Annotated in this window: 13 protein-coding genes; 10 read left to right on the top strand and 3 right to left on the bottom strand. The window is 66.9% G+C overall.

The annotated features are described in order from the left end of the window. Nucleotides 1-476 precede the first annotated feature (476 nt). The 10 genes from DVS28_RS09570 to DVS28_RS09615 all read left to right on the top strand — a co-directional run bounded on the left by DVS28_RS09570 (nt 477) and on the right by DVS28_RS09615 (nt 9,599). The gene (locus DVS28_RS09570; RefSeq protein WP_216826514.1) at nt 477-1,724 is read left to right on the top strand and encodes an aromatic ring-hydroxylating oxygenase subunit alpha; all 1,248 of its coding nucleotides are present in this window, start codon (nt 477-479) and stop codon (nt 1,722-1,724) included. Beyond that, entirely contained in the window at nt 1,708-2,211 is a 504-nt protein-coding gene (locus DVS28_RS09575) for an aromatic-ring-hydroxylating dioxygenase subunit beta (protein WP_114591240.1), read from the top strand. Before DVS28_RS09570 ends, DVS28_RS09575 begins: the two co-directional genes overlap by 17 nt. Continuing rightward, entirely contained in the window at nt 2,211-2,969 is a 759-nt protein-coding gene (locus DVS28_RS09580; protein WP_114591241.1) for an SDR family NAD(P)-dependent oxidoreductase, read from the top strand. The genes DVS28_RS09575 and DVS28_RS09580 overlap by 1 nt, the downstream gene beginning before the upstream one ends. Before the next feature lie 79 nt (nt 2,970-3,048). Next, entirely contained in the window at nt 3,049-4,215 is a 1,167-nt protein-coding gene (locus tag DVS28_RS09585) for an ABC transporter substrate-binding protein (RefSeq protein ID WP_114591242.1), read from the top strand. A gap of 151 nt (nt 4,216-4,366) precedes the next feature. Then, the gene (locus DVS28_RS09590; protein ID WP_164710283.1) at nt 4,367-5,095 is read left to right on the top strand and encodes an ABC transporter permease; all 729 of its coding nucleotides are present in this window, start codon (nt 4,367-4,369) and stop codon (nt 5,093-5,095) included. Next, nucleotides 5,092-5,901, top strand: a complete 810-nt coding sequence (locus tag DVS28_RS09595; RefSeq protein WP_114591244.1) for an ABC transporter ATP-binding protein — start codon at nt 5,092-5,094, stop codon at nt 5,899-5,901. The genes DVS28_RS09590 and DVS28_RS09595 overlap by 4 nt, the downstream gene beginning before the upstream one ends. A gap of 23 nt (nt 5,902-5,924) precedes the next feature. Beyond that, a complete protein-coding gene (locus DVS28_RS09600) occupies nt 5,925-6,983 on the top strand; it encodes a DODA-type extradiol aromatic ring-opening family dioxygenase (protein WP_114591245.1) in 1,059 nt (352 codons plus the stop codon). After that, entirely contained in the window at nt 6,973-7,962 is a 990-nt protein-coding gene (locus tag DVS28_RS09605) for an amidohydrolase family protein (protein ID WP_114591246.1), read from the top strand. Before DVS28_RS09600 ends, DVS28_RS09605 begins: the two co-directional genes overlap by 11 nt. Continuing rightward, nucleotides 7,959-9,071 (top strand): zinc-dependent alcohol dehydrogenase, encoded by a 1,113-nt coding sequence (locus tag DVS28_RS09610; protein ID WP_114591247.1) that lies wholly within the window; start codon nt 7,959-7,961, stop codon nt 9,069-9,071. The genes DVS28_RS09605 and DVS28_RS09610 overlap by 4 nt, the downstream gene beginning before the upstream one ends. A 153-nt stretch (nt 9,072-9,224) precedes the next feature. Beyond that, a complete protein-coding gene (locus DVS28_RS09615; RefSeq protein WP_164710285.1) occupies nt 9,225-9,599 on the top strand; it encodes a hypothetical protein in 375 nt (124 codons plus the stop codon). Between the two features lie 103 nt (nt 9,600-9,702). Here the strand turns inward: DVS28_RS09615 and DVS28_RS09620 are convergent, their stop codons facing one another. Genes DVS28_RS09620 through DVS28_RS09630 form a run of 3 tightly spaced genes read right to left on the bottom strand, consistent with a single transcriptional unit; the run spans nt 9,703 to nt 13,954 of the window. Further along, the gene (locus DVS28_RS09620; RefSeq protein WP_164710287.1) at nt 9,703-11,061 is read right to left on the bottom strand and encodes an alpha/beta hydrolase; all 1,359 of its coding nucleotides are present in this window, start codon (nt 11,059-11,061) and stop codon (nt 9,703-9,705) included. 11 nt (nt 11,062-11,072) lie between these two features. Next, a complete protein-coding gene (locus tag DVS28_RS09625; RefSeq protein ID WP_114591250.1) occupies nt 11,073-12,668 on the bottom strand; it encodes an arylsulfatase in 1,596 nt (531 codons plus the stop codon). After that, nucleotides 12,665-13,954 carry an alpha/beta hydrolase gene (locus DVS28_RS09630; RefSeq protein WP_164710289.1) on the bottom strand — a complete coding sequence of 430 codons (1,290 nt, stop codon included), beginning with the start codon at nt 13,952-13,954 and terminating at the stop codon, nt 12,665-12,667. The genes DVS28_RS09625 and DVS28_RS09630 overlap by 4 nt, the downstream gene beginning before the upstream one ends. Nucleotides 13,955-14,076 lie beyond the last annotated feature (122 nt).

Raw genomic sequence — 14,076 nt, forward strand, 5'->3', positions numbered from 1 at the left:
CGCCGTGGAAGCGGGCCGACACCGGCTGATCAACCAGGTGTGGGGCGCAGAGTAGCGGCCCCCACCAACGCTGTTCGTGGCGTCGCGCGACATGACCCGGCGGCGAACAACGACCACGGATGGGGAAACGCGTGGCCGCCCGTGGGGAACTCTCGTGTCCGCCAGCCGGAGGTTCTCGTGGCCGCCGTCAGTGTCGGCGACCACACGGCGTTCGGGTGCGTCGGGGGGCCTGTCGAGCTGGGTGATCGCCGCTTCGGAGCGGCCATAAGCGGTTCAGGGTACGGCGGCCGGAAATCGCCTTGCTCGTTCTTCAGGGTTCCGTTTGGTGGAACGGTGGGGTGTTGGTCTGGGGGTGGGGTTGGTTGGGTGGTGGTGTTCGTGGGGGTGGAGCCGATTTGGAGGATTTGATGGTGGAAGCTGGTGGGCTGGTTGTGGATGACCCGTCGCGGGGCCTGTTTCGTGTCGATCGGACGGTGATGACGTCGGCTGCGGTGCTGGATGCGGAGATGCAGCGGGTCTTTGATCGCTGTTGGTTGTATGTGGGTCACGAGTCGGAGGTGGCCGAGCCGGGGGAGTACCGCCGTCGGGTGGTGGCGGGCCGGTCGGTGATCTTCGTGCGTGGTGCCGACGACGAGGTGCGGGTGTTGCACAACAGTTGTCCGCACCGGGGTGCGATCGTGTGCCGCACCGATGAGGGGGTGGCGACGTCGTTTCAGTGCTTCTATCACGCGTGGACGTTCGCCACTGACGGGGCGCTTCGGGGGGTGCCGGGGGTCCAGTCCTATCCGGAGGGGTTCGACCAGGCGGAGCGGTCGTTGGTGCCGGTGGCGCGGGTGGAGTCCTACCGAGGGTTCTGGTTCATGTGCCTGGATGCCGACGCCGAACCGTTGCGGGACTACCTGGCTGACGCCTGCGAGCTGTTGGACGTCATCGTGGACCAGTCGCCGTCTGGTCGGTTGCGGGTGGTGCCGGGCCGGCAGTCCTACAGCATCCGGGCCAACTGGAAGCTGTTGGCGGAGAACAGTTATGACTCCTATCACGGCACGCCGACCCACCAGACCTACTTCTCGTATCTGCAGGCCACCGGTGGGACGTCGGATCAGGGCGACCTGAAGCGGCGGGGCGCCGCGCGGCCGTTGGGCAACGGGCATGCCTGCATCGAGTACTCCGCTCCGTGGGGCAAGCCGGTGGCCCGCTGGGTGCCCACCTTCGGGGAGCAGGCCCGGGAGGAGATGGCTGTGGTCCGCGCGCAGCTGCACGACCAGCACGGCCCCGAACGGGGTGCACGGATCACCGACACGATGCGCAACATGGTCATCTTCCCCAACCTGGTCGTCAACGACATCATGTCGTTGACGGTGCGGACCTTCCAGCCGACCGGCCCCGACACGATGTCGGTGGACGCCTACGCGCTGGCCCCGGTGGAGGAGGAGGGCGAGGCGCTGCACCGGCGGCTGCAGAGCTTCCTCGAGTTCCTCGGACCGGCCGGTTTGGCGACCCCTGATGACGCCGAGGCGTTGGAGTCCTGTCAGATCGGGTTCGCCTCCGGTGGGGTGACCCACAACGACATCTCCAAGGGCTACGGCACCACCGAACGCGACGGCGAGCTGCAGATGCGCTCGTGGTGGCGTGAATGGAACCACCGGATGACTGGCCAACCACGACAGGCGTTGGGCGACCCCACCCAACCGACAGAGAGGACCGCAGATGCCCTCGCCGGCTGAACTCGAACGCCTGGTGCTCGCTCAACGCGTGGAGACATTCATCCATCACGAGATGTCCTTGATCGACAGCTGGGAGCTCGACCAGTGGCGCGACCTCCTGACCGACGACGCGGTCTACACCATCCCCTCAACCAATCTGCAGGGGGACCCTGCCACGGAGCTCGGCCTGATCGACGACGACCGGACCCGTCTGCACTGGCGCGTTGAGCGGCTCAAGAGCGCGAGGGCACATCGGGAGTATCCCTGGTCGCGGGTCCGCCACTACGCCACGAACTTCCGCCTGCTGGAGTCCAACGACGAGGAGATAGTCGCCCACGTCAATGTCATTTTGTACCGGTATCGCTACGAACAGATCGACCCTTTCCTGGGCAGCATTCGGTACCACCTGGTTGACCTGCCTGAGGAGGGCCTGCGGATCAAGGCCCGACATGCCCGGATCGACCAGCAGCGACTCGCGCCCAATGGTGCGCTCAGCGTGATCTTCTGATGGCGGTCCCCACTGGACGCCTTGACGGGCAGGTTGTGGTCGTCACCGGAGCCGTCGGGTACCTCGGCTCTGCCCTGGTCGAGCGGCTGTCCGCCGACGGCGCGATTGTTGCCGCCACGGATACCCGGTCGGCTGAGGAGATGCCGGCCGAACGCCGCCAGTGGACGAGCTTTGCCACCGCAGACCTGGGTGACGCCGCCGCCGCTGAGGACTTCGTGGCAGGCGTGGTCGACCGTCATGGTCGCATCGACGGACTCGTCAACAACGCCGGGGGTGGAATCATCGCCAGCTTCGAGGACCACTCCATCGACTCGCTGACCGAAACGATTCGTCGCAACCTGTGGACGACCCTCAACATGTGCGTCGCAGTCCTGCCGCGAATGCGGCTCCAGGGCGGGGGGCGCGTGGTCAACATCGGCGCCGAGTCGGTGCGGAACGGCTTGTTGCTGCACGCCGGCTACAACGCGGCGAAGGGTGGGGTCCACGGGCTGACCACCGGTTTGGCGCGCGAGTACGCCCCGGACGGAATCATCGTCAACGCCATCGCGCCGTCCGGGATCCACACCGAGCGCACGGACGAACGGCTGGCCCAAGGAGACCCGGGAGGGTTGGTTGAGCATGCCCAATCCCTCATTCCGATGGGCAGGTTCGCACAGCCGTCCGAAGTCGCCGGCGCGGTGAAGTTCCTGCTGTCGGCGGATGCCTCGTTCATCACCGGACAGGTCATCAGTGTCAACGGCGGCAGCTCCATGCTCTGACGGGCCTCTGTGCAGAAGCCCGCAACCTCCCCGCGTCCGGCAATGACGCAAATCCCCCCGATAGAGAAAAGGAATCTCGATGAATCTGCTTGAGCCGAACATTCGGCGACTGATCGCGGCGGCGATTTGCACCATGCTGGTCTTGACGGCCTGCTCCGCTGACAGCGACACCGCCGACGACGACGCGGTGGCCACGAGCGAGGACGCTCCGTCCGACACTGCTGAGGAAACGGGGGATACTGAGTCCGACCCGCCGGGCGACGCCGCTGAGCCGGACGGGGATGGGGGCTTGATTACGGCTGAGGAATGCGCCACACGCGGTGAGGAAGGCTCGGTCTCGCTCGGTGAAGTGACATTCGGGGGTATGCAACGCTCGGTCTCCGCGCCGATGATCGCCTACGCCCAAGAGAACGGGCTGCTTGACGCGTACGGGATCGACCTGGAGGTGGTGGAGAACACCAACCCCACCACCATGTACCAAGAGTTCGTCTCTGGACGATACGACGTGAACCTCGGCGACCCGATCGCTCACGCCGCGATGGCGGCTGACGGTGCGCCCATCCGGGTCCTGGGCGGCTTCAACGCCAACCTGACCTGGTTGGTCGGGACCGAGGACATGGAGTGGACCGGACCAGAGTCGCTGGCCGGCCGCCGTGTCGCCGTCCTTCAGGGCGCCGGCGGCTACCTCTTGATCCGGGCGGCGCTGCGCCAGTTCCATGACTTCGACATCGAAGAGGAAGCCGAGACCGTGGGCGCCCAGTCGCCGCCCGACGCGCTCTCGCAGGTCATGGCAGGGGCCGCCGACGTCGGCGCGTCGTTCGAGGTCAGCATTTCCAACGCCATCGTCACCAACCCCGAGGCGGGCCTGGTCCCGGTCTACAATCCGAACGAGGACTTCGCGGAGTTCACCGATGGCGAGACCCCATGGCAGACCGTCCTGTCCTTCAGGGACGACCAGGGCGCTGACGCCGATACCGTGCAGTGCTTGTTCCTCGCCTTCCAGGAGGCTGCCGAGGCACTGAATGACGATGTCGACCTGCTGGACCGCTTGGCAGTTGAGCACATCGGCGTCGAGGAAGGCGTCTACCGCGAGGCCGTGGAGTCGGGGCGGTACGTGTACGACGTGCGACCCATGGGCGAGGACATCGCCAACGACATTCGCGCCATGCTGGAGATGCGCGAGGCCGACGACTCCTATCAGGGTGGTGAGGTCCCCGACAGCTTCTATGAGGGCCTCACCGGTTGATCCCGGTTCGCCAATGACCCAGACACCCACACCCAGCGTCACCCCCCCTCGGGGGGGTGACGTCCCCGAACACGGCATCACGCAAGGGGACACTGCCGCGACGCTTGCGGGAGAACCGCAAGCAGCCTCGTCGGACAACGCGCTGTGGCCGGTGGCCGTCGTCGTGGTCCTCGTCGCGGTCGCCGTCCAGCTGATGAGCTATGCGTTTCCTCCCTATATTGTCCCCCCCGTGCCCGAGATCGTTGTCGCGCTCGGTGAGGTCTTCGCTGAGTACGGCAGCGACATGGTGGACTCGATCATCCGGTTCGTCATCGCCATTCTGGCGGCAATGTTTGGTGGCTGGATCATCGGTCTCTTGATGAGCCTCCAACGCACGATCGGCCGGCTCGGCGAGGCGTTCTTCAGGCTTGTCCTGGCCACACCGGCACTCTCGATCATGGTGTTCGCGGTCCTGTGGTTCCGCGGCATCGAGCTTCGCATCTTCTTCGTGGCCTTCACGTTGGCCGTGCCCTTCTACGTGATCGCGGTGTACGAGGCCGTCAAAGGCCTCGACCGCGGCCTGGTGGATGCCGTCCAGCAGTTCCGGCCCACGCGGTGGCAAATGCTGCGATTGGTGCTGATCCCCTACACGGTGTCCCACCTGATCTTGACCACCAAGTCCATTGCCTCCTTCACGCTCCGGATCATCGTGTTCGCGGAGGTGATCGCGGCAACGTCTGGTGTGGGCAGCGCGATCGTGGAGGCCCAGGCCAACTTCCGAACTGATCGCATCTTCGCGTGGACCGTGATCCTCGTGGCGTTCAGCTTCGTCATGCTGGCCACCGTTGACCGCCTTGAACGCGCACTGCTGAAGTGGCGACCGGAGAACTCAATCGGATGACCAACCCTTCAAAATCAAACGCCGTCTCGCTGACTGACGTCGCGGTGCGCTTCGGCGACGTGACCGCTGTCGAGGGGTTGTCCTTTGACGTGCGAACCGGTGAACGGGTGGCCATCCTCGGCAGAACCGGCGCCGGCAAGTCAACGGTCCTGAACCTCGTCGTTGGCAACTTGGCTCCGGCGTCTGGTCAGGTCCGCGTCGTAGGGCTTGACCCCGTTGGGGACGCGGACGCGATGCAGGGCCGCCTCGCAATGGCCTTCCAGAGCCCGCAACTCCTGCCGTGGCGGACCGCACTGAACAACGTCACCCTCGGCTTGGAGGTGCTCGGCATTTCCAAGAACGAACGTACCGACCGGGCCACACGATGGCTGGAGCGGGTTCATCTGGAGGACGCACTGGACCGGTACCCCGCACAACTCTCAGGGGGAATGGCGCAACGGGTCTCCCTGGCCCGGGCTTTCGCCATCGATCCGGACCTCGTCCTGCTCGACGAGAGCTTCTCTGCGCTGGACGAAGTGACATCGGCTGCTCTGCGCAGCGACTTCGTGGAGCTGGCTGAGCAGGCGGAGCAGAGTGCGCTGATCGTCACCCACAACATCCAGGAGGCCTTCGAGGTCGCGCACAGAGTCTTGGTCCTTGCTCGACCGGCCAAATGCGTAGGGGAGTTCATCACCGCCGAACACGACCTCGAAGACCCCAGCGTCATGTCTGCGCTCCGCGAGTCGGTGCGAGGCCTGATGGAACAGGACGCGTCGGCCCGCAACGACGAGCAGGAACGTCGGGCCAGCCCGGTTTCCCGCAACTGAGAACATCGACGAAAGGACCCATCATGGGCGCACTACTTGGACTCGGACTCACCCATTACCCCGGATTTGCCGTCCCGGACAAGAAGATGGCCGATCTCTTCCGCTGGACGTTGGAGGACCCTGACATGCCGCCGGAGGCCGCGGACCCGCAGTCCTGGCCGGAGGCTGCCCGCCGTGAGATGGGCGACGACGGGGGGACCGCGGCCGCTGCGGCACACCGCGCCGCGGTCTTTGGCCACGTGGACCGGTTGCACGAACAACTTCGGGAGTTCAACCCCGACGTGGTGGTCGTGTGGGGTGACGACCAGTACGAGAACTTCACCGAAGACATCATCCCCGCCTTCTGTGTGTTGGCCTACGACAACGTACGAGCACGACCGTGGTCCCACCGTGGCGGGGAGAACATCTGGGGAGAGGACGCCGACACCGAAATTGAGGTTGCGATCGATCACAAGTTCGGCGTCGAGCTGGCGGATGCCCTTCTTGCCCGAGACATCGACGTCGCGTACTCCTATCGGCCGGCGCACCACCCCGACCTGCCGCATGCGTTCATCAACGCGGTGCTTTTCATGGACCACCGGCGCGAAGGCTTTGCATACCCAGTGCTCCCGTTCCAGATCAACTGCTACGGGCGCCGGGTGATCTCCTACCAGGGCAGTGTGAGCCGGCTGGCCGACGTGCGAAAGGCGGTCGACCCCCGCAGCCCGAGTCCCGCGCGGTGCATGCAGATGGGGGCAGCGGTTGCCGACGCCATTCTGGCGAGTGACCGCCGGGTTGCGGTCGTGGCCTCCTCGTCTTGGTCACATGCATTCCTGGTGGACAAGACCTACCGCCGCTTCCCGGATACCGCCGCCGACCAGGAACTGTATGAAGCCATGGTGGCTGGCGACTGGGACCGCTGGCGTCAGACCACAGTGGACGACGTGGAGGACTCCGGGCAGCAGGAACTGTTGAACTGGTTCGCACTCGCCGGAGCCATGGAACGTGCCGGGGCCACCCTCGATTGGAGCGCGTTCGAGGAGACCCACATCTTCAACTCCTCCAAGGTCGTCGCGGCATTCAACGCGGTCGATGGCGAGTGACCTGATCGACGTGCACAGTCATGTGGTCCCACTGGGGGTGTTCCCCCGAGCCCACCGGGACGACGGAGTGCCGTGGGTCCGCCGGGTGGCTGATATCGCGGAGGTTTCGTTGGGACCTGGTGCGGCCCGCCGTCGCGTGCCCGCCACGTCATGGGATCTTGACAAGCGGTTGGTGTGGATGAACGCCAACGGTATCGATGTGCAGGTTCTGTCGCCCATGCCCATGCTGATGTCCTACGGCGCCGCTCCACGGGAAGCCGTACAGATGGCCGGGTCCGTCAACTCGTGGATCGCCGAGGCCGTGGCCACTCACCCGACCCGCTTCAAAGGGTTCGGCACGGTCCCGCTACAGGACCTCGATCAGGCACTGGCGATGCTCCGCGGCTTCGCCGAGACCGGACTGCACGGCGTGCAACTGGGCACCAATGTGGCGGGGACCCCCATCACCGATGAGTCCTTCCGAACGCTGTGGGAGACGGTCGCGGATCTGAACATCCCGGTTCTCCTCCACCCTGTGAGCCCGCTCGCGGCCCGTTGGTTTCCGCCCGGTGAGCTGACCTCGCACTCCGCGTTCCCCCTGGAGGTCGGCGCGGCCGCAACCGCCCTCATCACGTCGGGAACGTTGGCCCGACATCCCGGCCTGCGGGTGTGCGCCACTCATGGTGGTGGATCGGTGTGGACCAGCCTCAACCGGCTGGACCACTTCTATCGCAAACGCGAATCCGTCCGGAACAGCCTCGCTGAACCACCGATGCGGACTGCCTCTCGCCTCTTCGTGGACTGCCTCACCTTCTCGGCGAGAGCGGTGGCGGCGCACTGCGATTCTGTTGGGGCGCAAACGATGATGATTGGCACCGACGCCCCATTCGTACACGACCGCCCCGGATGGACGGTTGAGGAGGCCGGGATCAGCTCCGCCGAAGAGCGGGCAATCCGACATGAGACTGCGGAGACATTTCTGGCACTGGAGGCGGCATGACCGCAGCAAACTACCGAGTCGCGGTCTTCGACGGGCCGGGGGAGGTCGTCATGCGGACGCTGAGGCGGCCCGACATCAACGAGGACGAGGTGCTGCTGGAGACGACCGCCTGCGGCGTGTGCGGCAGTGACCTCGCCCTGTTCGCGGGGGAGAAGCGAACCGCAGTCTTCCCGCTGGTTGCGGGGCACGAAATTGTCGGCCGGGTCATCGAGATCGGTGAGGCCGCGGCGATCCGCCGTGGCCTCACCGTCGGCGACAGGGTGGTGCTGGAGGAATCCATACCGTGTGGAACGTGCGCGTCGTGTCAGGATGGTCGCCACCGGCTGTGCGGCAACGGCCGTCGGTTCGGAGGGACCGCGCTCAGTCAAGGGGGGGCCCACCTCGGCGGATACGCCGAGCTGGTTCTTGTGCCCTCGCGCGCGATGACCCATCAGGTCCCTGCCACCTTGGGCGACGATCGTGCGACCTGGTTCATCCCACTGTCCAACGGCCTTTCTTGGCTACGGTCCCGAGCGGCGATCCGTCCGGGGGAGCGCGTGGTTGTGATGGGTCCTGGCCAGCACGGTCTGGGCACCGCTCTCGCGGCGATGGAGCTCGGCGCCGGACAGGTGATCGTCTGTGGTCTTCCCGGCGACGAGGGGCGACTGGAGCTGGCGGAGCGGTTGGGGGCACAGTCGGTGGTGATCGACGGCGAAGGCCCGTGGCGTGACGGTGTGCTGCAGATGACCGACGGTGGAGCGGACATCGTGGTTGACGTGACGCCCAGGTCCACCCGAGCGGTACGGGACGCCGTGGCACTAGCCGCTGAAGGGGGGAGGGTCGTGCTTGCCGGGGTCAAGCGGGGGCGCCGAGCCGATGGCCTTGACATCGATGCAATCGTGTTCGGGGAACGATCGTTGCTCGGGGTCAACGCGCGAGAGTCGTGGGCCGTGCCAGCAGCTCTCCAGGTGCTTGCGCGAGGTGGACCGGGGCACGAGGTCCTCAGCGGGCCGGTGCTCCCGCTGGAGGACCTCCAGACCGCCTTGGAGTCGCTGGCCGGAGAACACGGTCCACCTCCGGTGCACGCGGTGATCAGACCGGGGGATCGTCGCCGCACGGTCACAGGGTAAGGCGCAGAACCGAGGCCCGACGATCCCTAGAATCGGGCTGGCGAAACTCGCGACTGGAGTGACATGCGGGTCAGGAAGGTGCTCACTCAGGCCTCAAGGGCACTGCGGCGTCGGTCGGCGCTGAGGCTGCCACCGCTCGAGCAGGACCAGTTCGTGCAGGTCACCAGCGCGAAGGAGCGAGTGCTCCCCTATCTCGATGACGCCAACGTGGGGAGCTGGTTCCGTGTCGTGCGCCAGCCGCTGGATGACGGTGTCGTGGCACTCTCGCTTCCCGGCCTGACCCGCCGGCTGTACGGCAACGAGCGTTGGACGCCCACCCGGGACGCATTGCTGTTCAGCGGGATCTCGCCAGAGCTCGACGCCTTCCTGTCCGTCCGCTCAGTGATTCTCCCGCGGGGTCGCCTCGGGACCGAGGTCTGGGTCCACGTCGAGGTGCCCCGCGAACGGGAGGGGGCGCGGTTGATGACCGTCCTCAACGGTGTCGTCGGCCGGGGACTGGCGCTGATCCAGGCGGAGCTCGGAAGCTGAGGCCCTGCCACTTCTCGACGAGAGTGCGAGAGTTTCTGTGGGGGTGGCAGCTATGGCCACGCGTTGCTGGCGGCCGGGCTGCCAGCAACGCGTTGTCGGTTGGTTACAGGAGATGGGACACGGGTTGCAACGAGACCTCGGCCCGCCGCAGACCCCGGCCCACAAGGTCCGCCGCTGCGGTGTGCTGCTGGAGGAGGTGCGGCGCACCGAGGTCGATGGCGAGGTTCAGTCGGCCGCTGCTGTCGCTGCGGCGTCTGGTGACGACGTTCCCGTCGACGGTGACGTCGTAGGGGGTTCCCGGTTCCAGCACGGGCGCCGTGGTGACGTAGGCGGTGCCGGACCCTTCCACGGCGAACGACGTCGGGCCGTGGACCTGCAGGCGGCTGAACTCCAGCGCGACGCGGTCCATCGACACGCGGTAGTCGAATATGTCGTAGCTGCGGTCGATGGTCGTGTGGCTGAACGCCTCGGGGGTCGGTGGGTTGGCGTTGGCGTGGGCCAGCTGCTGCGGCAGCGTCTGGTGGAGGTCGCGTTCCCACATCTCCCAGGTGTGGCCGCCGGGTCCGTAGTCCTCCCAGTGGTGGTCGACGCCGAGCTCGGTCATCCGTTCGTGGACCGAGACCGCCATGGCGTGGACGCCGTACTCGACGACGTCGACGACGTTGCCGTTCTCGTCCCTGCCGTTGCCGGTGATCAACCACGTGTCGACGGTGCCGAGGTTCTCCGCGAGGTCCCAAGGGTTGTGTCCACGCCACCGCACCTCCTCCGTCGCGCGCACGCCCCACGTCGCGTACAGCATCTCGCGATCGAGGAAGCCGAGGTCGATCCCGACCGGGTCGAGGAAGTTGGTGTCGACCCACGGGGAGTAGGCCGCGGTGGAGACGAACAGGTCGGGATGGCGGGCGGCGTAGCTGAAGGAGCCGAATCCGCCCATCGACAGGCCGGCCAGCATCCGGCCGTTGCGCTCGGCCCTGACGTCATAGGTCCGCTCGACCCACGGGATCAGCTCCTCGATGTGGTAGCTGTGCCACTTCGTGCCACCCGGGAGCCCGTGGTTGTAGTGGTCGGAGTAGAACCCCGCCTGGCCCGCGTCCGGCATGACGACGACCACGTCCATGCCGTCGGTGAACGCTTCGGTGTCGGCCTTGTCGGTCCACGACACGTAGGTGTCGATGCCGCCGTGCAGCAGGTACAGGACCGGATAGCTGACCTCGGGGGACCGGGAGTCGTAGCCGCGCGGCAGCAGGACGCGCATCGTCGTCTCCCGTCCGAGCGCCGGGGAGTACACGGTGATCTCGTGGAGCCGCTCGGAGAGCCGCTCCTCCTCCACCACGGTGAGCCCCGCCGCCGCGACGGCTGGTGCCGGCGCGACCGCGGTCGAGGCGAGCGTCGCCATCACCAGCGCGAGCAGGGCAAGCACCGACGCCACACGCGATCGGATCGTGAGGGGTGTTCGCTTCATGGTTGTCATCCTTAGCGGGTGGCCGCGGGTGGTTGGTGGGCGTGGTCCATGTGCGCGGTCAACTCCTGGACCAGGGACAGGTTGGCGGGGGCGCGGTTCACGGTCTCGCCGGGGTCCCGCTCGAGGTCGAACAGCTCCACTTCCCAGGCGTCCTTTGGTACCCGGGCCACGGGTACGACCAGCTGCGGGTTGGTGCCGCCGATGGTGATGTCGATCGATCCGTCCCTGGCGACGCCCGGTGCCCAGCGGAGGCACTTCCACTTGCCCTTGCGGACGGCCTGCACGAACTTGCCGTGTCGGCCGCGGTCGTTGAGGTAGTACTGGGGTGTGGGCGCGCCGGCCTTGAACCGCTCCCAGTACAGGTACTCGTGGGCCTGCTGCTGGCCGCCCGTGAGCAGCGGCTTGACGCTGATGCCGTCACCGGCCCCGGCAGACACGCCGGCGACGTCGGCGATCGTGGCCAGGATGTCGTACCCGGCCCACTGGTGCGCGCTGACGGCGCCCTGCTGCTCGGGAGCGAGCAGTCCCGGGCCCCAGGCGATCATCGGCACGCGGATCCCTCCTTCGTACAGGTTCTGCTTCACCCCTCTGAACGGGCCGTTGGCGTTGAAGTAGATGTCGTCTCCCGCGCTGAAGATGTTCGGCCCGGGAATCGGATCGGTCCCCCCGTAGACGGTCGTCTCGTTGTGGGGTCCGTTGTCGGAGGTGAACAGCACCAGCGTGTTGTCGGCCACGCCCAGCTCGGCCAGCTGGTCTAGGACCATGCCGACGTGGGTGTCGAGGAGGGTCACCATGGCGGCGTGCTTCTTGGTGTCGTTGGCCATCGGCAGGTCGTCGTACTCGGAGAAGTCGGGGACGTGGTTGGGCGTGTGGGGGAGCTGGCTGGACAGCATGAGGAAGAACGGCTGGTCCGCCTCGGCGTTGACGCGCATGAAGTCCAGTGCCCGTCCGACGTAGTCGTCGGGTGTGTACCGGCCCCGCGCCCCGTTGGCGTTCTCGGGGATGTCGACCCGTTCGTTGCCCTCCCACCAGTAGTCGGCCCAGTAGCCGTTGGTCGCGTGGTGGTGGTAGATGAATCCGGTGAACTCGTCGAAGCCGCGTTGCAGGGGATGCGACGGGTCTCCTTCGTCGCCGGGGTGCGCGAAGTAGCGGTCGTCGGGCCCGAACCCCCATTTGCCGTACAGGGCGGTGGCGTATCCGGCGTCGGACAGCAGCTCGGCGATCGTGACGTCGTCAGCGCTGAAACTCTCCTGCTCGAGGCCCTCGTTGAAGCTGTTGTGCCGGATCGTGGCGTGGCCCTGGTGCGTCCCGGTGAGCAGGGAGCACCGTGACGGCGCGCAGATCGGCGCGGCCGTGTAGTAGTCGGTGAAGCGGATGCCCTCCTCGGCCATCCGGTCCAGCCGTGGGGTGCGGATGATGTCTTGGCCGTACGCCCCGATCTCGCCGTAGCCGAGGTCGTCGGCGAGGATCAGCACGATGTTTGGCCGTCCCGAGCCCGTCGGGGTCGTGGCCCGGGCGGCCGTGGTGCGCTGGAGCACGCCAGCGGCGAGACCGGCCGCGGAGGCGTGGAGGAAGCGGCGGCGGCTGAGGGATGAGGGGTGCGTCATGGGGTGACTCCGGTGGCGTTCCACGACAGGGAGGCGCTGCCCCCGTCGGCGAGCTCGACGTTCAGGTGGAGACGGCCGTTGTCGTCCGTCGTGGTGGTGATGGTGTCGGTGGTTTGTGCGGCGGGCGGTCCCAGCGGGCCGTCGATGGTGGTTGTGATGGTGACCTCGTGCGGTTCGCTGGCCGTCAGGCCGTCGGGGGGAGTGGTGATGGTCACCGTGCCGCTGCCCTCCACGGCCAGGCCGCTGGTGCGGTCGACGTCGGCCAGCTGGAGGAACTCCACGTCCGTCCGGTCCACCGAGACGTCCCACCCGAACACGTCGAACGCCGGTTCGGTGGAGCGGTACTGGAACGGCTCGACCTGCTCGGCAACCGCCGTCCCGTCGAACACGGCCTGCATCTGTGGCCACGCGTGCTCCTGGAAGCTCTCGTGCCAAACGTAGAAGTTGTGCGCCCGTTGCGGCTCGCGCAGGTAGGTGTGGGGCACCCCGGCGGCGGTGAGCGCCTGGTCGTACTCCTCGTTGGTGAGCCAGACGGCCTCCTCGACGAGGAGGTCCCCAGGGTCGTTGTCCCTCGTTCCCGGACCGCCGGGAATTCCCATGCCGGTGCGGAACCACACCCGGGTGTTGTGCAGGTTGTCGATCAGCGCCATGGGGTTGTGGCCTTGGATCCGGGCCGGCTCCCTGACCGGGTCGCCCCAGATGTTGGGGAAGGCCCCCGAGATCGGTCGGCTGTCGAGCAGGCCGGAGAAGGCGAACGCGCCGGCGAACAGGTCGGGGTGGCGGGCGGCGTAGCTCATCGTGCCGAAGCCACCCATGGACTGCCCGGCCACGACCCGGCCGTTGCGGTCGGTCCGCACCCGCAGGTTGGCCTCGACCCAGGGGAGCAGCTGGGCGATGTGGAAGGTCTCCCACCGCGGTGAGCCGTACTCGCCGCCGTTGTACCAGTCGGAGTACCACCCGGGGTTGGCCTCGCTGCCCCCGTCCGGCATGACGATGATCACGTCCTTGTCGCGGGCCCAGTCCTCCAGCGACGTGGGCCAGCCGTGCTCGCGGTCGGTCCACACGAAGTGCCGGCCACCCGCGCCGTGGATCAGGAGCACCATCGGGTACACGACGTCGCCGTCGGGGTCGTAGTCCTCGGGGACAAGCACGCGGACGTGCTGTTGGGGCAGGACCGTGGACACCTCGTCGCTGTCGAAGACGAACTCCACCAGCGTGTCGCTCAGCCACGTTTCCGACACCGCCTCCAGGGGCGGCGCGTCCGCATCCGGCGCGACGGGATCCACACGCGCGGCAACCGCCGACGAGCCCCCCTGTAGCAGGCCGAGGCAGAGAAGGATGGCTAACCAGGCCCTGTTGCGCATTCGAGTCTCCCAGCTGTTGTTTACACTATCTGGTCGTTGTGTAA

Origin of the sequence: Euzebya pacifica (genome assembly GCF_003344865.1) — a bacterium.
Classification (GTDB): domain Bacteria; phylum Actinomycetota; class Nitriliruptoria; order Euzebyales; family Euzebyaceae; genus Euzebya; species Euzebya pacifica.

Excerpts from the sequence above, each read along its gene's own strand:
- DVS28_RS09570 (WP_216826514.1), top strand. The coding sequence starts at position 477 with ATGACGTCGGCTGCGGTGCTGGATGCGGAGATGCAGCGGGTCTTTGAT.
- DVS28_RS09575 (WP_114591240.1), top strand. The coding sequence starts at position 1,708 with ATGCCCTCGCCGGCTGAACTCGAACGCCTGGTGCTCGCTCAACGCGTG.
- DVS28_RS09580 (WP_114591241.1), top strand. The coding sequence starts at position 2,211 with ATGGCGGTCCCCACTGGACGCCTTGACGGGCAGGTTGTGGTCGTCACC.
- DVS28_RS09585 (WP_114591242.1), top strand. The coding sequence starts at position 3,049 with ATGAATCTGCTTGAGCCGAACATTCGGCGACTGATCGCGGCGGCGATT.
- DVS28_RS09595 (WP_114591244.1), top strand. The coding sequence starts at position 5,092 with ATGACCAACCCTTCAAAATCAAACGCCGTCTCGCTGACTGACGTCGCG.
- DVS28_RS09600 (WP_114591245.1), top strand. The coding sequence starts at position 5,925 with ATGGGCGCACTACTTGGACTCGGACTCACCCATTACCCCGGATTTGCC.
- DVS28_RS09605 (WP_114591246.1), top strand. The coding sequence starts at position 6,973 with ATGGCGAGTGACCTGATCGACGTGCACAGTCATGTGGTCCCACTGGGG.
- DVS28_RS09610 (WP_114591247.1), top strand. The coding sequence starts at position 7,959 with ATGACCGCAGCAAACTACCGAGTCGCGGTCTTCGACGGGCCGGGGGAG.
- DVS28_RS09620 (WP_164710287.1), bottom strand. The coding sequence starts at position 11,061 with ATGAAGCGAACACCCCTCACGATCCGATCGCGTGTGGCGTCGGTGCTT.
- DVS28_RS09625 (WP_114591250.1), bottom strand. The coding sequence starts at position 12,668 with ATGACGCACCCCTCATCCCTCAGCCGCCGCCGCTTCCTCCACGCCTCC.